This window comes from Streptomyces iranensis, assembly GCF_017874715.1.
GTDB classification, from domain to species: Bacteria; Actinomycetota; Actinomycetes; order Streptomycetales; family Streptomycetaceae; genus Streptomyces; species Streptomyces iranensis.
In genome coordinates, this window is record NZ_JAGGLR010000017.1 from 270,953 (window position 1) to 288,602 (window position 17,650).

A 17,650-nucleotide genomic window follows, 5' to 3' on the forward strand; every position below is an offset into this window, starting at 1 on the left:
GAACGTAGTACTACAGCTGGAGTGGTGTCAATGGTGAGACGGAACGACCAGCGGCGCGCCGCCCTCGTGGACGCCGCGATCGAGGTACTGGCCAAGGAGGGCGCGCGCGGCCTGACCTTCCGCGCGGTGGACGCCGAGGCCGCCGTACCCGCCGGGACCGCGTCCAACTACTTCGGCAGCCGCGACGACGTGCTCACCCAGGCCGGCGCCCGCGTCTATGAGCGGCTCCAGCCCGACGAGGCCACGATCGCCCGCCAGCGGGCGGCGGGCCGCGACCGGGAGACCTACGCGGAGCTGATGCGCGAGCTCGTCAGCCGCGTCGCCTCATTCCGCACCGGCTATCTCGCGCTGCTGGAACTCCGCCTCGAGGCCACCCGCCGGCCCGGCCTGCGCAAGGTTCTCACCGAGCGGGTCCGGGCCGACCTCGACGCCAACGTCGCGTACCACCAGGAATCGGGCCTCCCCGGCGACGCCACGGCCGTCAAGCTGCTCATGCTGGCGCTGAACTGGCTGATCGTCGAGCAGCTCACCCTGCCGGACGTCTTCACGGAGGCGGAGCGGGATCAGCTGGTGGCGGCCGCGGTGGAGCGCATCGTGGCGGCGGAGTAAGAATCGGGTCAGAGCCTCGCGCTCCTACCGCTTACGCGGACGGGGAGTCCTTCTTCAGCTGCTCCTCATTGGGGATCGCCCCGCCGAAGCGGCGGTCCCGCGAGGCGAATTCCAGGCACGCCCGCCAAAGGTCGCGCCGGTCGAAGTCCGGCCACAGCACGTCCTGGTACACCATCTCGGCGTACGCGCTCTGCCAGATCAGGTAGTTGGACGTCCGCTGCTCGCCCGAGGGGCGCAGGAAGAGATCCACGTCCGGCATGTCCGGGTAGTAGAGGTACTTCGCGAACGTCTTCTCGTTCACCTTCGACGGATCGAGGCGGCCCGCCCGGACGTCCTCCGCCAGCGCCTTCGCCGCGTCCGCGATCTCCGCGCGGCCGCCGTAGTTCATGCAGAAGTACATCGTCATGGCGTCGTTGTCCTTGGTCTGCTCCTGGGCGACCTGGAGCTCCTGCGCCACCGACTTCCACAGCTTCGGCATCCGGCCCGCCCAGCGGATCCGGACGCCCATCGCGTCCATCTCGTCGCGGCGGCGGCGGATGACATCGCGGTTGAAGTTCATCAGGAAGCGCACCTCGTCGGGCGAGCGCTTCCAGTTCTCGGTCGAGAAGGCGTAGAGGGAGAGGTTCTTGACGCCCATCTCGAGGCAGCCCTTGAGCACGTCCAGCACGACGCCCTCGCCGACCTTGTGCCCCTCGGTGCGCGGCAGCCCGCGCTCCTTGGCCCAGCGGCCGTTGCCGTCCATCACGCAGGCCACGTGCTGCGGCACCAGCTCACCGGGGATCTTCGGCGGCCGGGCGCCGGACGGGTGCGGCTCCGGGGTCCGGTACTCGCGCCGCTGTCGGCCCAGAAACCCGCGTCCTGCCATGCCTGCCATGTCTCCCTCAGCTCTTGCTCTCTGTGCTACTGCTTCTGCTGCTACTTCTCTACGTACCGCAGCGACCGAAGTCCCCGCTCCAGGTGCCAGTGCAAATACGCCGCCACGAGCCCGCTGCCCTCCCGGGCATGCCTCAGCTCACACGCGTCCGCCGTCTCCCAGTCCCCGGTCAGCAGCGCGCCCAGCAGCGTCAGCGACTCCGCCGAGGGTACGACGCTTCCGGGCACCCGGCACTCTCCGCAGATGACCCCGCCCGCGCCGACCGAGAAGAACCGGTTCGGACCGGGCATCCCGCACTTGGCGCAGTCGTCGAAACTCGGTGCGTAGCCGTTCACGGCGAGGGAACGGAGCAGAAACGCGTCCAGGACGAGATGGGGCTCGTGATCCCCGGCGGCGAGGGTGCGCAGCGCGCCGACGAGCAGCAGATACTGCTGCACTGCGGGCTCGCCCTCGTGGTCGGTGAACCGCTCGGCCGTCTCCAGCATGGCCGTACCAGCGGTGTAGCGGGCGTAGTCCGTGACGATCGACCCACCGTACGGAGCGATGGTCTCGCTCTGCGTACACAGCGGCAGCCCGCGGCCGATCAGCTCGCCACCACCGCGTGAGAAGAACTGCACGTCGACATGGCTGAACGGTTCGAGCCGCGCCCCGAACTTCGACTTCGTCCGCCGCACGCCCCGCGCGACGGCGCGGACCCGGCCGTTGTTACGGGTGAGCAGCGTGATGATCCGGTCCGCCTCACCCAGCTTCTGGGTGCGCAGCACGATGCCGTCGTCGCGGAACAGACTCATGGCGCCCATTGTCCCCTAGCGGGACAGCTGATCGAACCGCCCGGCCCGGACGGCCCGGGTGAGCGACCGGAGGGCGGTGGGGGTGGTAGTGATCACGGTCTGCGGCTCGTCGCTCTCGCGCAGAAGGACGGCGTCCAGGGTTCGGGCCAGCTCGACGCAGTTGTTGGCCGCGTCACCTGAGTACGAGGACTTCCGCCAGGGTTGTATGTCCGACATCTCCATGCCTTCAGAGCTGTTGCGCGATGTCGCGAACGAAGTCGCGCGTGTCCTCAGGGCTGAGTGACAGCCCCTGCGTCCGGTCCAGGACTTCCCGGTAGTTGGCAACGAGCGTTTCCGCGTCCACCAAGGCGACTCCGGTCGCCACGTCGAGCTGAACGGTGTCCAGCTGCGGCACCGGTCCGGCCGCATAGAGTACGGAAGCCCCCGCGCCAGGAAAACCTCCGGCCGCGAACGGAATCACGCGCAGGGTCACGTTGTCGCGCTCGGACGCCTCCAGCAGGTACTCCAACTGGCCTCGGGCCACCTTGGCGCCACCGAACCGCATCCGCAACGCGGCCTCGTGGACGAGGAAGGTGCACTGCGGCGGATTGTCCCTGTCCAGTACGTCCCGACGCTTCAGCCGGTGGGACAGCCTGCGACGGTGCTCGACCGCGGTGAGATCGGGTACCGCCGTAGCGAACACGGCTCTGGCATAGTCCTCCGTCTGCAACAGCCCCGGGACATGCATCGGCTGCATCGTTCTCAGACTCACGGCATAGTGTTCCAGTTCGGCCAGATCGAGCGCGCCTGCGGGCAGCTTCCCCCGGTACTCCTCCCACCAGCCGTGCACCCTCTCCACGGCCATGGCCGCCAGCGCGTCAACGTACGCCTGGTCCGCGCACGAGTAGATTGCCGCGAGCGTCCTGACTCGCTCCTCGCTCATGCCGAGGCGACCCGCCTCCATGTTGCTGATCCGGGTGCGATCCGCGCCCAACTCCTCGCCGGCGCGGGCCACGGTCATTCCGGCGTGCTCGCGCATCTTGCGCAGTTCCGTACCGAGGCGCCGCTGCCTCGCGGTCGGGCCTGACCTGGGTGACACCAGCACGCTCCCCTTCAGTTAACGGTTACCGGAAGCATAGTGCACACGTGCACTCAGATGCTCTATGGTTCTGGTAGCGCAGCGCATCGAACCAATCACGCACCGTGTTGGGAGCACCGCCATGCCCGAAGTCGCCGAACCCACCGAACCCCCATACGCCTACCGCCTCAGCGCCCCCAACTCCCCCAAGAGCCCCAGGGTCTGCCGCGACGCGGTCGCCGCACTCCTCCAGGCCAACGACCTGCACGACCTCGCGGACACGGCGAAACTCCTGGTCTCCGAGGCCGTGACGAACGTCAATCAGCACACCGACACCCAGCTGATCCACATCGACACCCTCGTCCGCGACCGCATCGCGACGATCGCCGTACGCGACGGCTCCCCGGAACGCCACCCGTACCCCCGCGACGCGGCACCCGACGAGGAGGGCGGACGCGGGCTGTTCCTGATGCGGGAGCTGGCCTACGCATGGGGCGTCACCTGGGAGAACGGGCTGCGCCCCACCGGCAAGCACATCTGGTTCGAGCTGCGCGACCCGCCCACCGAATGACGGGCGCCCCAGCAGCTCGCGCTCCGCCGGAGGCTACTCGGTGCGCAGCGCCGTGGCCGTACGCGCCCTGGCCGCCCAGCCGGCCGGGATCAGCGCCCCCAGCACCGCGATCACGACTCCGCCCAGCCCCAGCAGGAGCAGCTGAACGGGCTCGTACACATCGAGGACCGGCGACGGCAGACTGGTGCCTACGGCACGCCCCATCACCGGCATGACGAGGCGGTGCAGCGCGTACCCCGCCGGCACGCCGATCAGCCCGCCGATCACGCCGATCGCGGTCACCGAGGCGAGCACGAGGCTCATGGTCTGCCGTGGCGACATGCCGATCGCTTTGCAGACGCCCAGGTCGTGGATGCGTTCCCGGGTGTCCAGGACCACGGAGTTGAGTACGCCGAGGCCGGCCACGGAGACCAGCATCAGCGTGAGCAGCACCGCCATCGCGGACATGATGAGGATGACGCCCTCCTGCCCCGAGGGGGTGTTGGTCGTGGCGTCGCCGCCCAGCGGCTGTATGACCGCGGCGACCTTCTGGGCGTACTCGTCGGCGGAGACGCCGGACTTCACCTCGACGAGGAAGGCACTGGGCTCGGCCGACGCGAAGTTGGCCATGTCCGCGTGGATCTCCAGCTCGCTGCTGGAGGTGTCGAAGGATTCGCCCACAATCTGCAGGTTCGCGGTCTCCTTCTCGTAGGTCACCCGCACCGTGTCACCGATCTTGGTGCTGGTCTTTTCCAGGAAGCGCGTGGGCACCACGACCTGCCGCGTGCCGGTGATCCAATGCCCGGAGATCATCTCGTAGCTGCCGGAGCGCGAATCGCCCTCGTAGAGGCTGGCCTGAACCGAGCCGGAGATCCCGGTCACGGCGACCTCGGTCTGGGTCTTGCCGTAGTACGACCCCGTGCCCGCCTGCGACGTGACGGCGGCCCGCACCTTCGCCGGGTCGGCAATCTTGGGTTCGGACGTGCTTGCCACGCTGCCGCTTACGGGGGACGGGCTTGCCACGCTGCCCCCCACAGGAGGAGGCGGAGGGGGAGCGACGTTGTTCAGCTTGGTGGTCGTGACCGTGACCGCGGCACGGCTCTCGGGGTCCTGCGAAGTGCCGATCGCGGTAAGGGACGAGGTCAGCCCTACTGCGAAGGTTGCCGCGACTGTACCGAACGCCACCGCGAGCAGCATCGCGAGGGTACGGACCGGATGTGTGAAGGGGGTGGCGAGACCGTAGGTCACCGGTCGCGGCAGCGGCAGCAGCCCCATCGCCCGATGTGCCCACTGGCCGCGCCCCGTGCGCGGCGCCCGGCCGACCGCGATGGCCTCGACCGTACGCAGCCTGCCGGCCCGCAGCGCGGGAATCAGCGCCGCGACCCCCACGACGGCCAGGGCGGCGGCCGGCACCGTGACGTCCACCCACCAGGCCACCGAAAGCGGGACGCCGCCGTACACCGACTCGGTGTCGGACAGCAGGGGCACGGCAAGGAGGTTGCCCAGGACGACCCCCAGAGCGATGCCGGCACCGGCCGGAATCAGCGCCTGGGCCATGTAGGCGCGTACGACCTCGCGCGGAGTGAAGCCGATGGCCTTGAGGATGCCGATTCTGCGCAGGCTGGTGCCGACCGCGCCACTGATCACACTGCTGACGATGATCACCGACATCACGATGCCGAGCGCGCCGAAAGCCATCACGAACGGGACGGTCGCCGCCGCACCCTGATCAGCGGCGCGCTTGGTGTCCAGCCAGGACTGGGTGCCCAGCAGCGCCCCGGAGCCCACGGAGGCGGCGAGCTTCTTCCGGTCGGCGATGATCTGCTGCTTCGTGCTCGCGGAGTCGAAGCGGTAGAGCATCTGACTCGCGACCGGGTGGCCCTCCGACACCAGCGCGTCGACCTGCGCGGGAGTAGCCCAGGAGTCAGCGGTCTTGCTGGCCGACACAGCGAAGCCGACGATCGAAAGGGCCGGGGCGCCCTCGGCGTCCGAAGCCTTCAGGGTGGCGCCGATCCCGATGGCGGGCCCCTCGAACGAGGCGGCGAGCACGATCTCGCCCGGCTTCCGCGCCCACCGGCCGGACTTCAGTTCCACCCGGTCCACGGCGCCGTCCGGCGCGGACCGCCCGACCAGGGTCAGCGCCGGCAGTTGGAAGCCCGCCCGGTCCACCGGGCGGACCGACGTGGACGGGTACGGTCCCGCGCTCGCGGCGACGCCGGACAGCTTCCCGGTCTTCGCCAGCTGCGCCGCACTCGCCCTGGCCGGGTCGAACTGTGCGGTGATGTGCGAGCCCTGCTGCTTCTTGAAGGCGTTGTCGAAGGGAGCGGCCGCGGCGACCATCAGCGACCCGGCGACCACGGCCGAGGCCACGGCCATCATCGTGGCCACGGCGATCACCACGGTCTGCACCCGCCGTCGGCCGACGCCGGAGCGTACGACCCGGCCCAGCGCGCCGGTACCGAACAGGCTCATCGGACGGCCTGCGCGTACGTGTCGAGGGCGAGGTGACCGTCGACCAGGTGGATCGTGCGGCTCGCGCACGCCTCCGCGAGGGCCAGGTCGTGCGTCACCAGCACGATGGTCTGTCCGGCGCGGTGCAGATCCATCAGAAGATTTCGGACGTCGTGGCCCGAGGCCGTGTCGAGCGCACCGGTGGGCTCGTCGGCGAGCAGCAGCGCGGGCCGGTTGACCAAGGCACGGGCGACCGCGACCCGTTGGCGTTCACCTCCGGACAGCCGGCCCGGGTAGGCGCGGGCATGCTTCTGGATCCCCAGCGTCTCCATGAGCTCATACGCGCGGGCCTCGGCCTTGCGCCGACTGGTCCCGGTCAGCTGGGCCGGGAGCTGAATGTTGTCGGTGACGGTGAGATCGTCGAGAAGATTGAAGAACTGGAAGGCCATGCCGATGTGCTCGCGACGGAACTTGGCGAGGGCGTGCTCGCTCAGCTGGTCGATCCGTCGCCCGGCCACGATCACGGCGCCATCGGTCGGCTTGTCCAGGCCGGCGACGAGGCCCAGCAGCGTGGACTTGCCGCTGCCGGAAGGGCCCGTAACGGCAAGGGCCTCACCCTTGGCGACGCTGAGCGTGAGCGGTCCGAGCGCCGGTGCGCCGGCGCTGTCGTAGCGCTTCGCCACACCCTCCAGTTCGATCACTTGATGCATATGAGTTGTCCGTCCTTGCGGTCGCGAGAGGCCATGCCGTTGCCAGTCCTGCGAACCTAGAGGTGCCGTGTGTGGGGCGCGTCGGCCGCGGAACCGACATCAGGCCCTTCCTGCGGAGGATTCGGCCGCGGAGTCATACCTGAGAAGCAGGCCCCTGGGGCAATGCCCTGGCCGGACAGGCGGACGCGGGCCGGGCGGGGAGCGCAGCACAATGCACGGATGGAGACGGAAGGCCGGCGCAGCCGGCCTCAGCAACTCATCGACGCGCTACGCCCGGAGGCGAAGGCCGCCCCGCTGTCCCGCCGAGCGGTGCGCGCCGATGTGGTGCTGGCGGTCGTACTGACCGTCATTGCCCTGTTCGTGGCGGTGCGCTATCCCGGCGACGGGCCGGTGAACATCAACCCCCCTACGGTGGACGTCGGGACCGGGGTCCCAGCCCCGCCCCCGCCGCCCGACCCTGGCCAGGTGCCCGTGGAGGAAGAACCCTCCTCCGTGCCCTGGGCCCTGGTCGTCCTGTCGACGCTGCCGCTGTCAGCCAGGCGCCGGTATCCGCTGACCTTGTTCGTGGTGGTGCTGGGAGCAGCACTGGCCATCGGCAGCTCCGCCTCCTGGATCACCGTCCTGGCCTGTGTCATCGGCGCCTACAGCGCCGTCGTATACAGCCGTTACCGGATAACGGCGATCGCCGTCCTGGTGATCGCCGCCGCGCTGTCCGGCTTCGCTTTCCGCAACGCGGAACCCGTGCTCCCCGGATGGTCCAGCCCAGGATTCGTGCTCCTGGTGGCAGGGATGCTGGCCAGCCTCGTCCGATTTCTGCAACTGCGGCTGGCCTCCAGCCGGGACCGGATGACAGAACTGCAGGCCGCTCAGGAGGAGGCCACGCGCCGCGCCGTCGAGGAGGAGCGTGCCCGCATTGCCGCCGAACTGCACGATGTTGTGACCCACAATGTGAGCGTGATGGTGATCCAGGCCGGCGCGGCCCGCAAAGTGATGGACATGGCGCCCGAGCAGTCCAAGGAGGCACTACTGGCCGTCGAGGCGGGCGGTCGGGCCGCCATGGCTGAACTCCGCCACGTGATGGGCCTGTTGGCCGCCCCGGACCATGAGAGGCCCGACGGCCTGGAGCCCCAGCCTGGGCTCGCGCAGCTCGACGCGCTCGTCGCACGAGTACGCGCCGCCGGTACACCCGTAAGCGTCGGGGTGTCGCTGCCACCGGATCCGCTGCCACCGGGGGTGGACCTCGCGGCGTATCGCGTCGTACAGGAGGCGCTGACCAACACGATCAAACATGCGCGCGGCGCGCAGGCATCCGTCGCCATTGGTTACACCGACGCCTGTCTGGAGATCGAGATCACGGACACCGGCGGCGCCAAGGATTCCCCGCCGGTGCAGAGCAACGGCCGTGGCCACATGGGGCTGCGCGAGCGGTTGGCCGTCTACAAGGGCGAGCTGACGGCCGGACCGACGCCGACCGGCGGCTACCGGGTGACGGCCCGCATCCCACGGAGCGCGGTATGACCGCGGACCGGCCACCTCTGCGCGCCGTCATCGCCGACGATCAAGCCCTCGTACGCACCGGTTTCAAGATGATCCTGGCCGCGGACGGCATCGAAGTGACGGCCGAGGCCGCCGACGGGGCCGAGGCTGTGGCAGCGGTTCGCCGTACGCGGCCCGACGTCGTCCTCATGGACATCCGGATGCCGGAGATGGACGGCATCGAGGCCACCAGGCGCATCATCGGCGACGCCGGCCCGGCCGGAACTCGGGTCATCATCCTCACCACATACGACCTCGACCACTACGTCTACGCCGCGCTCACGGCCGGCGCCAGCGGCTTCCTGCTCAAGGACGTCACCCCCGAACATCTGGTCTCCGCCTTACGCCTGGTGCAGACCGGCGACGCTCTCCTCGCGCCCACGATCACTCGTCGGCTGATCGAGCGCTTCGCCCATCACGACGAACCGCAGACCATCGCCCCGCACCGCGATCTGTCCGGCCTGACCCCGCGCGAGCTCGAGGTGCTCCGCCTACTCGCGACGGGCCTCAGTAATGCCGAACTCGCCTCCCGGCTGTTCCTCAGCCCGACCACGGTCAAGAGCCACGTCGGCCGCATCCTGTCGAAGCTGGACCTGCGCGACCGCGTCCAGGCCGTCGTCTTCGCCTACGAGACGGGGCTGATCGCCCCGGGAGGGGGCGCCTAGGGCCTGTCGCGAAAGTCGGTCTTCGGGGGAGCTAGAGTCCTCGCCGGGTGGCTTTGATCTGGGGAGGGACGAGCACCATGGATACTCACGTGCAGACGCGTGTCTCGGCGTACGCCATCGCGGTGGAAGACGAGCGGCTGCTCTTGGCCCGGTTGTCGGACGCATCGCCCATCTTTGCTCCAGGGCTGTGGCACCTGCCGGGCGGAGGAATCGACCGAGGTGAGCAGCCTGTGGAGGCCCTGGCGCGTGAGCTTCTGGAGGAGACCGGTCTTGAATTGGCCGCTGCTCAACTGCTCGACGCGCGGACATACGCAGTTCAGCGACACGGAGTCAACTGGAGCCTCACCGCACTGTTCTACGCCGTTGACCTCAAGGCCGGGGCACTGGCGGTGGCCGAGATCGACGGTTCCACCGATGCGGCGGTTTGGACCCCCCTGGCGGACCTGCGTGACTCCATGCTCTCGCCGGCGGCTTCCGATGCGCTTCGGATGCTGCGGCCCAAGGGGCAGAGTGCCGTTCACAGCCATTCGTTGAGGACTGCGACCAGCACGGTTGCCTCATAGCGGCTTATGCCCGTTGCGGTCCCGGTCGGCCGGGACCGGGATGGCAACCTTGATACCGCGTCTCCGCAGGTACGCCCGGTTACCACGGGAGTCGTACGCCTTGTCGGCCGTCACCCGGTCCGGGCGCCTGCGCGGCCGCCCTCGTCCGAGCCGGGGCACCCGGATCGCTTCCAGGACCGGTTTGAACTGCGGCGAGTCACCCCGCTGCCCGGCCGTGAGCACGACGGACAGCGGCTTCTGCCCCTGCTCGACGGCCGGATGGATCTTGGTGGTCAGCCCGCCTCGGGAGCGTCCGAGGCCGAAACGCAGTTCAGGCGCGCGGCAGCACGCCCAGAAGCGTCGAGGTGAAGGAGATCCGCAGAGCGTCACGCAACTCCAAGTTGAGCACGCCGAGGGCAGGCTCGTCCGCGTAGGCGGCGAGGAGGCTGGGCGGCGGCGGGACGTACGCCGACAGGGCACCCGCCGAGACCAGGCTCATCAGGCAGAACAGCTGTGCGTCGTCGCCGAGTTCGGGCACGTGGCGGCGCACGAGCTCGGTCATGGCCGCGAGCCGCGTGAGGGAGGAGCGCTTGTGCCGCTTGACCACCTCGACCGAGACATTGTGCTCAAGGACGCCGCCCTGCGCGCCGAAGAGGTCGCACAGCACCACCCGGCCCGCCAGCGACCGGCTGAGGACCTCGGCCAGCCGGCCCGCCCGCACTTCCGGCGCCGCATGCGCCTCGATACCCGCGGCCAGCTCGTCCGCCAGCTCGGCGAGCCAGCTCTCCAGAAAGACGTCCAGCAGTTCGAGCAGCACCGCCTCGCGCGACTCGAAATACCGCAGGACGTTCGACTTGGCCAGGCCCACCCGCCGGCTGAGCTCGTTGAGGCTCACCTCGGCCACGGGCATCTCGTCGAGCATCGCCGCCGCCGTGTCCAGGATCGCCCGGCGGCGGATCTCCCGCTGCTCCTCGCTTCGCGCCCGCTGAAATGTCACACCCTCAGCCTATCTTAAAGACCACCGGTCCCTTGACAGGAGACCGGCGGTCTTTTACATTGGGCTCATAACAGACCGATGGTTCTTTAGGGGCGCGCCATGAGCGGCAACTGGACAGAGCAGCACATCCCTGACCAGCACGGCCGGGTGGCGATCGTGACCGGCGCCAACACCGGGCTGGGCTTCGAGACCGCCCGGATGCTCGCGGCGCGCGGGGCGGCGGTGGTCCTGGCGGTCCGCGACGTGGAGAAGGGCAAGCAGGCAGCCGCCCGCATCACCGGCGACGTCACCGTCCAGGCCCTCGACCTGGCCTCCCTGGACGCGATCCGGTCCGCGGCGGCCGACCTGCGCGCGACCCACCCGCGCATCGACCTTCTGATCAACAACGCGGGCGTGATGTACACCCCGCGCCAGACCACCGCCGACGGCTTCGAGCTGCAGTTCGGCACCAACCACCTCGGCCACTTCGCCCTGACCGGCCTGCTGCTGGACCGGCTCCTGCCCTTCCCCGGCTCCCGCGTCGTGACGGTCAGCAGCACAGGTCACCGCATCCGGGCCGCCATCCACTTCGACGACCTGCAATGGGAGCGCTCGTACAGCCGCGTCGCCGCCTACGGCCAGGCCAAACTCGCCAACCTGATGTTCACGTACGAACTGCAGCGCCGGCTCGCACCGCACGGCACCACGGTCGCGGTGGCCGCCCATCCCGGCGTGTCCAACACCGAGCTCGCCCGCAACACGCCCGCCGCGCTTCGCGGGCCCATCACCTGGCTCGCGCCGCTGCTCACCCAGAAAGCCGAGATGGGCGCCCTGCCCACCCTGCGCGCCGCCACCGATCCGGCCGTCACCGGCGGCCAGTACTACGGCCCCGGCAACCGCGGCGAGGTCCACGGCTACCCGAAGCTGGTCACCTCCAGCCCCGACTCCCACGACCAGGCCGCCCAGCAGCGCCTGTGGACCGTCTCCGAGGAGCTCACCGGGGTGACATTCTCAGCGGTGACTCCACAGCGGATGGATTCCTGAGGCCGCAACCGGATCCGAACCGGTGTGCACCGCTTTGCAGGCGGTTCCCTGACCCCTCGCGCATACGACCGGGCCGCCCGGGACGACGGGCGGAGCTCCGACGCCCGGACCCGAACCGGAACCTGGACGGTTAACAGCCGATTCCGCTGTGACCAACGAGGGACATGGGTACGGTGTCCTGCCTGTCGGACACCCCGGAGGACGCCCATGCCGCGCGAGTCGACCACCTTGCCGGAGTACTGGGACACCTACAAGCCGTACCGCGAGGAGGGCGAGCAGCCGACGCCTGACGTTGAGACCTTCGCGTGGACCCAGTACGACGGGCACGGCCCCGGCGAGGAGTTCCTGGGCAGCCCGCGTATCGCGCTGGAGCTGGGCTGTGCCGAGGGCAAGGAGGCCGTGTACCTCGCTCGTACCGGCGTCGCGGTGACCGCGTTGGACTTCTCCGCCGCCCAGGTCGCACGTGCCCGCCGATGGTGGGACGGCACCCCTGGGCTGACATTCGTCCAGGCCGAGGCATGCGGCTACCTCGGTACGACTGAGCCTACTACGGCCCGCAGCCGATGTACGGGAACCGCCTCGCGGGCCGCAAGCTCACCCTCCTGCGCTGGTCGTACCCGCCACAGTGGTGGGCCGATCTGCTCAAGCGGACCGGGTTCGTCGACATCGACGCCCGTGTGCTCCCCGCGCCCAGGCCGACAGACGTCGGCACCCTCATGGTGCGCGCGAGCGCTCCCAAGTGAAGGGTGGGCCTATTCCCGGGCCGCCACCTGGGAACTCGGCCAACAGCCCACCGGCAAGCACATCTGGTTCGCGCTGCGCGAACCCCTCACCGAGTGATCAAGAGCCGGCCAAGTCCTCGCCACGGTAGGTGGAGAGGTCGGCCAGGAACTTGCGGCGCAGGGCGGGGACCCTGCTGGTCGCGGCGAAATAGCTGCGGGCGGCGAAGAGCGCGAGGCGGCCGGTGACGGGCCGGAAGACCGGATCGTCGCCGCTGGTGCCATTGCTGGTGAGGGATTCGGCGACGCGCTCGTAGCCGTAGGGGATCATCTCGGCCTCGTAGTCGCCGATCGCGGCCAACAGCCGCTTGCGCCCGCCCGCGACGGCAGTCAGCTCGCGGCACAGCAGTGTGGCGTCGCGCAGCGCGGTGTTACCGCCGCAGGAGCGTGGTCAAGGTAACGCCGGAAGCGACCCGGCGCTGCTACGAGCTCATGGCCCCGCTCATCGAGGACGGCGCGAAGGAACTCGGGGCGCTGTACAGCGCGGAGCAGTTGGAACTGGTCATGGATTTCCTACGGGCCACCACCGCGCTCCAGACCCGGCACACCGAACGCCTGCGCGCTTTGCGGGGCCAGTGAGGCCAGTGTGGTGGGCCGGATCGCGTCGGTGGCGGTTGAGCCGAGGAGGAGGTCGGTCAGGTTGTGGGGCCGGGCCTGTTCGTCGGTGGGGGTCGCCGCGGTGATGCGGTCCAGGCGGAAGCCTCGGCCGGCGCGGCGGGTGCGGCACCAGGCGATGAGGTACCAGCGGCCTTCGGCGGTGAGGAGTCCGGACGGTTCCACGACTCGGTCGGTTTCGCGTCCGGACGCGTCGGTGTAGGACAGCCGCAGCGCCACGTTGTGGGTGAGGGCCCGTTCCACGGCGGTGCGGATCTCGGAGTCGGTTCGGGTCGGCCGCGCGACGATCCGTGCGGCGAGTTCGCGGGCCGCCGCCGATGCGGGGCCGGTCATCGAGGCCGCGATCTTCTGGGCCGCGGTGCGGGCCGCGCCCGCGTAGGGGGTGGCGGCGCCGACAGCGGCGAGCGCGGCGGTCAGTGCGGAGGCTTCTTCGGCGGTGAAGTGGATCGGAGGGAGGGTCATCTCCGGGGAGATGGACCAGCCCCCGCCCCGCCCGGGTGTGGTGCGCACCGGAACGCCGGTGTCCATCAGCGTCTGGAGGTCGCGCTGCACCGTGCGGGTGCTGATCTCGAATCGCGCGGCGAGCGCCGCGACCGTCAGTGGCCGCGGCGCGGCCGCGCGCAACTCCTCCACCAGCGCGTACAGCCGGGCGGTGCGGTTCATGGGGCCGACGCTACCGGCACGCCGTGGCCAGGAAGTCCCGCTCGCGCCGCTGTTCCCGCTCGGTGATGGTGAGGGGGAACAGGGTGAAGCCGTGCATCGCGCCGGCGATGACGTCGAGCCGTACGGGCGCGCCGGCCGACCGCCAACGCTGGGCCAGGAACAGGGAGTCGTCCAGCAGCGGGTCCTCGGTGCCGACGACGAGGCGGGCGGATGGCAGACCGGCCAGGTCCGCGAAGAGCGGGGAGACCTCGGGGTCGCGGCGCTGCTCCGCCCCCATCCCCGGCGTGAACAGTTCATAGGCGCCCCGGAGCGAATCGGTGTTGCTCAGCCGCGGTCGGGGGCCGAACAGCCGCTGGCTCGGTGTCATCGACAGGTCGTAGGGGCCGAAGAGCAGGTGGGCCGCCCGGAACGCGCCGGTGATGCCGTGCCGGTCGCGAAGGCGCAGCAGTGTCACGACGCTGAGGTGGGCACCGGCCGATTCGCCGCCGATCAGCAGCCGTTCCGTACCGAACTCGGTTGCGGCGTGCTCCACCAGCCACCGGGCGACCGCTTCGCAGTCGTCGGGCCCGGCGGGGAACGGGTGTTCCGGCGCCAGGCGGTACTCCACGCTCACCACCGCCAGCCGCGCCTCCACGGCAAGCCGCCAGAGCCTTTCATCCTGCCCGTCCGCGGCGCCGAACGCCCAGCTGCCACCGTGGATGTGCAGATGCACGCCGTCGACGCGGTCCGGTACGAACGTCCGCACTTTCACCCCGCCCGCGACGACGCGGTCCTGGCCGTGCTCCAGTCTCACCGGTGGGGTGTCGGCGCCGAGCCGGTTGCGCCGCAGAAGCGCCAGTGTGGCCGCGCTCGGCACCGGTCCACGGGCCGGTCGGCTCGCCGCGTCGGCCTCGAACTTCTCGTTGAAGGCAAGGGTTTCGGCGAGGCAGTCCTCATCTGTGATCGTCATGCCGCCGACATCTGTGATCGTCATGCCACCGACGTTCGCAGCCACCCGCGACAACACCCTGTCACCCTTTCCCTGTGATCTACGTCATGGCCTGTGCGATGTCGTGGCCGCGACGTCGCCGCCGCGATGTCACAGCCGTGTGCTGGACACGATCTGGGCCGGTCACAACCGGCGGAGGGAGGGCGGTTGGCGGCTCGGCGGCGTTCTCCGTTGCGCACACTGGTGGTGCGGGGCAGGTCAGCGACGAGTTGGGGGGATACGCCATGGCGGCCGGTTGCCGGGACTGTGAGACGTGTACGAGGTCGTGGCTGGGGCGACTGTTCCAGAACGCGGCGGTGGGGCTGATGCATGTGGTGACGATCGGCATCAGCTATCTGGTCAAGAAGGGGTTCAGGCGGCACTGCCCGCAGTGCAAGCACCTGCTGTCCAGGCACGCGCGCAGGGCGGACGGTTCGTTCCGGGACTAGGGCCTGCCAGGTCACCAGCCGGCCGCGGCTCCGGCGGATGTCCGGCTCGCGGCCGGGAGGCTGCCCGCGGGGCGGCGCAGGTGCCAGACGTCGGCCGGGGGCAGGTTGGCCCAGACCGTGCTGCGGCCGGTGGCGTAACGGCGGCGGTAGTCGGCCAGCACCTCTTCGGCGGCCCGGTGCCGCCGCGCCTGGTTCCGGGAGGGGAGCAGGCTGCGGGCCCGCCGGGTGCCGCGGTAGGCGAAGTAGGCCAGGAGGCCGCCGGGGCGCAGCAGCTCCAGATACCGGCCCATGATCGCCTCGATCTGGCGGGGATCGAAGTTGGCGAAGGGCAGGGCCGAGATGATCGCGTCGTAACGGCGGCCTACGTCGAGTTCCTCGACGTAGGCCTCGTGCACACGTATCCGCTCGGACCGTCCGGCCAGGTGGGGGTGGGTGCGGACGAGGTCGCGCAGCCGGCCGGTGAAGCGGGGGTTGGCCTCGACGATGTCCAGGCGGCTGCCCGTCGGCAACTGGTGGATCAGGGAACGGGTGACCGACCCGGTACCGGCGCCGGCCTCCAGGACGCTCAGCGGCCGCCCCGCCTGTGAGCGCACCGGTTCGGTCAGCGCGTGGGCCAGCGCCCTGCCGCTGGGGGCGAGGGCCCCGGTGGTGCGCATGTCGCGGGCTGCCTCGAGGAGGAACATCCAGCCTCCGGCGGCGCGCTGTCCGAGGACGTGGTCATGCGGGGTGGTCGAGTCATCCGTGGCATGCATGGGCGCACGCTACATACCGGCTCCGCATCGGCGGACCCCTCGCCGTGTGACGGTGCCCACCTGCGCGAATGCGGGAGGCGGCGCGGAGGGCCGGTGCGTTGCGCCCCGGCGGCCGACCTGGGCGCGTTTCGGGTGAGTTGGCGGCACGGGACGACGGGGCGGCGCGTACCGGCACCCCGGAGCGGTAACGCTCATCACATCCACCAGCCGGGACGGTGGCTCGGCCGAGGGTTACTCCTACCTCACCGTACGTAACACGGCGGCGCCGATGTGCACAGCGCCGTTCCGAGACTGGGGCCTGCCCGGTGGATGATGCCGGACAGGCCCCTGGTCCCGAGGAGGGCTCAGCGCTTGAGCGTGAAGGTGAAGTCGCCGGTGAGCTTGGCGTTCAGCCGGACCGCCGAAACGAGCTTGCCCTCCGTGATCAGTCTCTCCACCTCGGCCCGGGAAAGACCGCAGCCTTCAGCGATCAGCCGCACCGGCCGGACGGGGATCCGCGCCGCGAAGCGGACCGAGACATCCATGACCTCACAGTCCAGGTGATCCGATCCGCCGGTGTCGAGGCGCCAGGCGTTGTCCCAGTCGAGGGCGATGCGATTACGGCGCCGTACGACCGGATCCTGGAGCAACTCGGCTGTCAGGGCGAGGTCGTTGTCATGCAGCCGGTCCAGCAGCTCGGGTCGTACGGAGCGCACGTTCATCCGCTCCAGGACCGTGAGCTTCGCCGTTTCCCCGCAGGCGGTACAGAGCACGAGGAGCCAGGCGTCGATGAGCTTGTGGTTCGCGTTGACGCGGAATTTACCGCTTGCCCGGAAGCGCTCGGACGCGCACGCGTGGCAACGGCGGAGAACGAGCGGCAGGCAGGTGGGCATGACCACCCAGTTATTGAGCACAGAAATACACCGGTTTCAGTGAGAAATCCGCAGCAAAAAAGAGCGCGGCGCATATGCGCGACGCGCGACAAATCAGCGCTTGGGAGGTCTCACACGGTGTACAACGGCACGTCCTCGACTGGGCGACTTGGGTCGGCAGCACGCTAATGGCGCAGCGTGGTGCCGCTCCACTGGTTTTTGCCGAAGCAGGTCAGCGGGGCTGGAGCCGGCGGTGCAGAAGGCAGAACTCGTTGCCTTCGGGGTCGGCCAGGACGTGCCAGTTCTCGGTGCCGGTCTGGCCGACGTCGGCGGGCCTGGCGCCGAGCGCGAGCAGCCGCTCCAGCTCGGCGTCCTGGTCGCGGTCGGTGGCGTTGACGTCGAGGTGCAGTCGGAGCTTCTCGGGCCGGGGATCGCTGCTGGGGCTGAGGACGAGGGTGGGCTGCAGACCGCCGAAGCCGGCGTCGGGCGGCCCGATCTCGATGCTTCCGTCGTCCTCCCGGTCGAGTTCGACGTAGCCGAGAACCTCGCTCCAGAACGCGGCGAGCCGCTCGGGGTCGGCGCAGTCGAGGATCAGCTCACTGATGCGGCATGCCATGCCCGTCAGTCTACGGAGAGAACCCGAAAAGCCATCGGCCGCGGGGGGGGGGGGGGGGGGGGGGGGGGGGCCGGGCCCGGGGGGGGGGGGGGGGGGGGGGGGGGGGGGGGGGGGGGGGGGGGGCCGGGCCCGCCCGGGGGGGGGGGGGTGACC

The 17,650-nt window shown here is 70.0% G+C and carries 22 protein-coding genes, 1 tRNA gene and 1 pseudogene; 9 read left to right on the forward strand and 15 right to left on the reverse strand.

Annotated elements, in window-relative coordinates; genetic code table 11:
- Positions 1 to 30 precede the first annotated feature (30 nt).
- Positions 31 to 609: a TetR/AcrR family transcriptional regulator gene (locus tag J2Z30_RS30120; protein WP_044575566.1), complete on the forward strand. Its 579-nt coding sequence runs from the start codon at positions 31 to 33 to the stop codon at positions 607 to 609.
- A 31-nt stretch (positions 610 to 640) separates the two neighbouring features.
- Here the strand turns inward: J2Z30_RS30120 and J2Z30_RS30125 are convergent, their stop codons facing one another.
- From J2Z30_RS30125 to J2Z30_RS30140, 4 genes are read right to left on the reverse strand one after another with little or no spacing between them, the layout of a single operon-like run.
- Complete coding sequence (locus J2Z30_RS30125; protein ID WP_044575563.1) at positions 641 to 1,474, reverse strand: isoprenyl transferase; 834 nt, start codon at positions 1,472 to 1,474, stop codon at positions 641 to 643.
- Positions 1,475 to 1,524: 50 nt separating this feature from the next.
- Positions 1,525 to 2,274 carry a DNA repair protein RecO gene (gene recO / locus J2Z30_RS30130; protein ID WP_044575559.1) on the reverse strand — a complete coding sequence of 250 codons (750 nt, stop codon included), beginning with the start codon at positions 2,272 to 2,274 and terminating at the stop codon, positions 1,525 to 1,527.
- Positions 2,275 to 2,289: 15 nt separating this feature from the next.
- Positions 2,290 to 2,490: a DUF397 domain-containing protein gene (locus J2Z30_RS30135; RefSeq protein WP_044581951.1), complete on the reverse strand. Its 201-nt coding sequence runs from the start codon at positions 2,488 to 2,490 to the stop codon at positions 2,290 to 2,292.
- A 10-nt stretch (positions 2,491 to 2,500) separates the two neighbouring features.
- Complete coding sequence (locus tag J2Z30_RS30140; RefSeq protein ID WP_044581950.1) at positions 2,501 to 3,352, reverse strand: helix-turn-helix domain-containing protein; 852 nt, start codon at positions 3,350 to 3,352, stop codon at positions 2,501 to 2,503.
- A 121-nt stretch (positions 3,353 to 3,473) separates the two neighbouring features.
- Here J2Z30_RS30140 and J2Z30_RS30145 point away from each other — a divergent pair, with 121 nt between their 5' ends.
- Positions 3,474 to 3,902 carry an ATP-binding protein gene (locus tag J2Z30_RS30145; RefSeq protein ID WP_044575556.1) on the forward strand — a complete coding sequence of 143 codons (429 nt, stop codon included), beginning with the start codon at positions 3,474 to 3,476 and terminating at the stop codon, positions 3,900 to 3,902.
- A 33-nt stretch (positions 3,903 to 3,935) separates the two neighbouring features.
- Here the strand turns inward: J2Z30_RS30145 and J2Z30_RS30150 are convergent, their stop codons facing one another.
- Together J2Z30_RS30150 and J2Z30_RS30155 are read right to left on the reverse strand one after the other, a co-directional pair.
- Positions 3,936 to 6,353 carry an ABC transporter permease gene (locus J2Z30_RS30150; protein ID WP_044575554.1) on the reverse strand — a complete coding sequence of 806 codons (2,418 nt, stop codon included), beginning with the start codon at positions 6,351 to 6,353 and terminating at the stop codon, positions 3,936 to 3,938.
- Entirely contained in the window at positions 6,350 to 7,042 is a 693-nt protein-coding gene (locus J2Z30_RS30155; RefSeq protein ID WP_044575551.1) for an ABC transporter ATP-binding protein, read from the reverse strand. The genes J2Z30_RS30150 and J2Z30_RS30155 overlap by 4 nt, the downstream gene beginning before the upstream one ends.
- 219 nt (positions 7,043 to 7,261) lie before the next feature.
- On the opposite strand from J2Z30_RS30155, the gene J2Z30_RS30160 reads away from it, so the two are divergent.
- The 3 genes from J2Z30_RS30160 to J2Z30_RS30170 all read left to right on the forward strand — a co-directional run bounded on the left by J2Z30_RS30160 (position 7,262) and on the right by J2Z30_RS30170 (position 9,806).
- Positions 7,262 to 8,560 (forward strand): sensor histidine kinase, encoded by a 1,299-nt coding sequence (locus J2Z30_RS30160; protein ID WP_044575547.1) that lies wholly within the window; start codon positions 7,262 to 7,264, stop codon positions 8,558 to 8,560.
- Positions 8,557 to 9,243 (forward strand): response regulator, encoded by a 687-nt coding sequence (locus J2Z30_RS30165; RefSeq protein WP_044575544.1) that lies wholly within the window; start codon positions 8,557 to 8,559, stop codon positions 9,241 to 9,243. The genes J2Z30_RS30160 and J2Z30_RS30165 overlap by 4 nt, the downstream gene beginning before the upstream one ends.
- A 77-nt stretch (positions 9,244 to 9,320) precedes the next feature.
- Positions 9,321 to 9,806, forward strand: a complete 486-nt coding sequence (locus tag J2Z30_RS30170) for an NUDIX domain-containing protein (protein WP_044575540.1) — start codon at positions 9,321 to 9,323, stop codon at positions 9,804 to 9,806.
- Positions 9,807 to 9,809: 3 nt separating this feature from the next.
- Here J2Z30_RS30170 and J2Z30_RS30175 read toward each other — a convergent pair.
- Together J2Z30_RS30175 and J2Z30_RS30180 are read right to left on the reverse strand one after the other, a co-directional pair.
- Positions 9,810 to 10,103: pseudogene (locus J2Z30_RS30175) on the reverse strand (transposase); the annotation flags it as partial.
- 13 nt (positions 10,104 to 10,116) lie between these two features.
- The gene (locus tag J2Z30_RS30180; RefSeq protein ID WP_044575537.1) at positions 10,117 to 10,782 is read right to left on the reverse strand and encodes a TetR/AcrR family transcriptional regulator; all 666 of its coding nucleotides are present in this window, start codon (positions 10,780 to 10,782) and stop codon (positions 10,117 to 10,119) included.
- A 99-nt stretch (positions 10,783 to 10,881) separates the two neighbouring features.
- Between J2Z30_RS30180 and J2Z30_RS30185 the strand changes: the two genes are divergently transcribed.
- A complete protein-coding gene (locus J2Z30_RS30185) occupies positions 10,882 to 11,805 on the forward strand; it encodes an SDR family NAD(P)-dependent oxidoreductase (RefSeq protein WP_044575534.1) in 924 nt (307 codons plus the stop codon).
- On the opposite strand, the gene J2Z30_RS30190 is transcribed toward J2Z30_RS30185, so the two are convergent.
- Positions 11,805 to 11,875: transfer RNA gene (locus tag J2Z30_RS30190), tRNA-Cys, on the reverse strand. The two genes, J2Z30_RS30185 and J2Z30_RS30190, sit on opposite strands and share 1 nt — an antisense overlap.
- A gap of 137 nt (positions 11,876 to 12,012) precedes the next feature.
- Between J2Z30_RS30190 and J2Z30_RS30195 the strand changes: the two genes are divergently transcribed.
- The gene (locus J2Z30_RS30195; RefSeq protein ID WP_245388579.1) at positions 12,013 to 12,645 is read left to right on the forward strand and encodes a class I SAM-dependent methyltransferase; all 633 of its coding nucleotides are present in this window, start codon (positions 12,013 to 12,015) and stop codon (positions 12,643 to 12,645) included.
- Here J2Z30_RS30195 and J2Z30_RS30200 read toward each other — a convergent pair whose 3' ends face one another.
- On the reverse strand, positions 12,646 to 12,885 hold the full coding sequence (locus tag J2Z30_RS30200; RefSeq protein WP_044575530.1) for a hypothetical protein: 240 nt from the start codon (positions 12,883 to 12,885) through the stop codon (positions 12,646 to 12,648).
- Positions 12,886 to 12,971: 86 nt separating this feature from the next.
- On the opposite strand from J2Z30_RS30200, the gene J2Z30_RS30205 reads away from it, so the two are divergent.
- A complete protein-coding gene (locus J2Z30_RS30205) occupies positions 12,972 to 13,163 on the forward strand; it encodes a hypothetical protein (protein WP_209468902.1) in 192 nt (63 codons plus the stop codon).
- Here J2Z30_RS30205 and J2Z30_RS30210 read toward each other — a convergent pair.
- Both J2Z30_RS30210 and J2Z30_RS30215 read right to left on the reverse strand, forming a co-directional pair.
- Positions 13,098 to 13,862, reverse strand: coding sequence for a helix-turn-helix transcriptional regulator (locus tag J2Z30_RS30210; protein ID WP_044575527.1), 765 nt, complete (start codon positions 13,860 to 13,862; stop codon positions 13,098 to 13,100). The genes J2Z30_RS30205 and J2Z30_RS30210 overlap by 66 nt on opposite strands.
- Before the next feature lie 10 nt (positions 13,863 to 13,872).
- On the reverse strand, positions 13,873 to 14,835 hold the full coding sequence (locus tag J2Z30_RS30215; protein WP_245388580.1) for an alpha/beta hydrolase: 963 nt from the start codon (positions 14,833 to 14,835) through the stop codon (positions 13,873 to 13,875).
- Between the two features lie 239 nt (positions 14,836 to 15,074).
- Here J2Z30_RS30215 and J2Z30_RS30220 point away from each other — a divergent pair, with 239 nt between their 5' ends.
- Positions 15,075 to 15,278 (forward strand): hypothetical protein, encoded by a 204-nt coding sequence (locus J2Z30_RS30220; RefSeq protein WP_044575524.1) that lies wholly within the window; start codon positions 15,075 to 15,077, stop codon positions 15,276 to 15,278.
- An 11-nt stretch (positions 15,279 to 15,289) separates the two neighbouring features.
- On the opposite strand, the gene J2Z30_RS30225 is transcribed toward J2Z30_RS30220, so the two are convergent.
- From J2Z30_RS30225 to J2Z30_RS30235, 3 genes are all read right to left on the reverse strand, one after another.
- Positions 15,290 to 16,030, reverse strand: coding sequence for a class I SAM-dependent methyltransferase (locus tag J2Z30_RS30225; protein ID WP_044575521.1), 741 nt, complete (start codon positions 16,028 to 16,030; stop codon positions 15,290 to 15,292).
- A 344-nt stretch (positions 16,031 to 16,374) separates the two neighbouring features.
- Positions 16,375 to 16,923: a DUF1062 domain-containing protein gene (locus tag J2Z30_RS30230; protein WP_078956893.1), complete on the reverse strand. Its 549-nt coding sequence runs from the start codon at positions 16,921 to 16,923 to the stop codon at positions 16,375 to 16,377.
- A gap of 190 nt (positions 16,924 to 17,113) precedes the next feature.
- Positions 17,114 to 17,497, reverse strand: a complete 384-nt coding sequence (locus tag J2Z30_RS30235) for a VOC family protein (protein ID WP_044575515.1) — start codon at positions 17,495 to 17,497, stop codon at positions 17,114 to 17,116.
- Positions 17,498 to 17,650 lie beyond the last annotated feature (153 nt).

Excerpts from the sequence above, each read along its gene's own strand:
- J2Z30_RS30120 (WP_044575566.1), top strand. The coding sequence starts at position 31 with ATGGTGAGACGGAACGACCAGCGGCGCGCCGCCCTCGTGGACGCCGCG.
- J2Z30_RS30125 (WP_044575563.1), bottom strand. The coding sequence starts at position 1,474 with ATGGCAGGACGCGGGTTTCTGGGCCGACAGCGGCGCGAGTACCGGACC.
- recO (WP_044575559.1), bottom strand. The coding sequence starts at position 2,274 with ATGAGTCTGTTCCGCGACGACGGCATCGTGCTGCGCACCCAGAAGCTG.
- J2Z30_RS30135 (WP_044581951.1), bottom strand. The coding sequence starts at position 2,490 with ATGTCGGACATACAACCCTGGCGGAAGTCCTCGTACTCAGGTGACGCG.
- J2Z30_RS30145 (WP_044575556.1), top strand. The coding sequence starts at position 3,474 with ATGCCCGAAGTCGCCGAACCCACCGAACCCCCATACGCCTACCGCCTC.
- J2Z30_RS30150 (WP_044575554.1), bottom strand. The coding sequence starts at position 6,353 with ATGAGCCTGTTCGGTACCGGCGCGCTGGGCCGGGTCGTACGCTCCGGC.
- J2Z30_RS30155 (WP_044575551.1), bottom strand. The coding sequence starts at position 7,042 with ATGCATCAAGTGATCGAACTGGAGGGTGTGGCGAAGCGCTACGACAGC.
- J2Z30_RS30160 (WP_044575547.1), top strand. The coding sequence starts at position 7,262 with ATGGAGACGGAAGGCCGGCGCAGCCGGCCTCAGCAACTCATCGACGCG.
- J2Z30_RS30165 (WP_044575544.1), top strand. The coding sequence starts at position 8,557 with ATGACCGCGGACCGGCCACCTCTGCGCGCCGTCATCGCCGACGATCAA.
- J2Z30_RS30170 (WP_044575540.1), top strand. The coding sequence starts at position 9,321 with ATGGATACTCACGTGCAGACGCGTGTCTCGGCGTACGCCATCGCGGTG.
- J2Z30_RS30185 (WP_044575534.1), top strand. The coding sequence starts at position 10,882 with ATGAGCGGCAACTGGACAGAGCAGCACATCCCTGACCAGCACGGCCGG.
- J2Z30_RS30195 (WP_245388579.1), top strand. The coding sequence starts at position 12,013 with ATGCCGCGCGAGTCGACCACCTTGCCGGAGTACTGGGACACCTACAAG.
- J2Z30_RS30210 (WP_044575527.1), bottom strand. The coding sequence starts at position 13,862 with ATGAACCGCACCGCCCGGCTGTACGCGCTGGTGGAGGAGTTGCGCGCG.
- J2Z30_RS30215 (WP_245388580.1), bottom strand. The coding sequence starts at position 14,835 with ATGACGATCACAGATGTCGGCGGCATGACGATCACAGATGAGGACTGC.
- J2Z30_RS30220 (WP_044575524.1), top strand. The coding sequence starts at position 15,075 with ATGGCGGCCGGTTGCCGGGACTGTGAGACGTGTACGAGGTCGTGGCTG.
- J2Z30_RS30225 (WP_044575521.1), bottom strand. The coding sequence starts at position 16,030 with ATGCATGCCACGGATGACTCGACCACCCCGCATGACCACGTCCTCGGA.
- J2Z30_RS30235 (WP_044575515.1), bottom strand. The coding sequence starts at position 17,497 with ATGGCATGCCGCATCAGTGAGCTGATCCTCGACTGCGCCGACCCCGAG.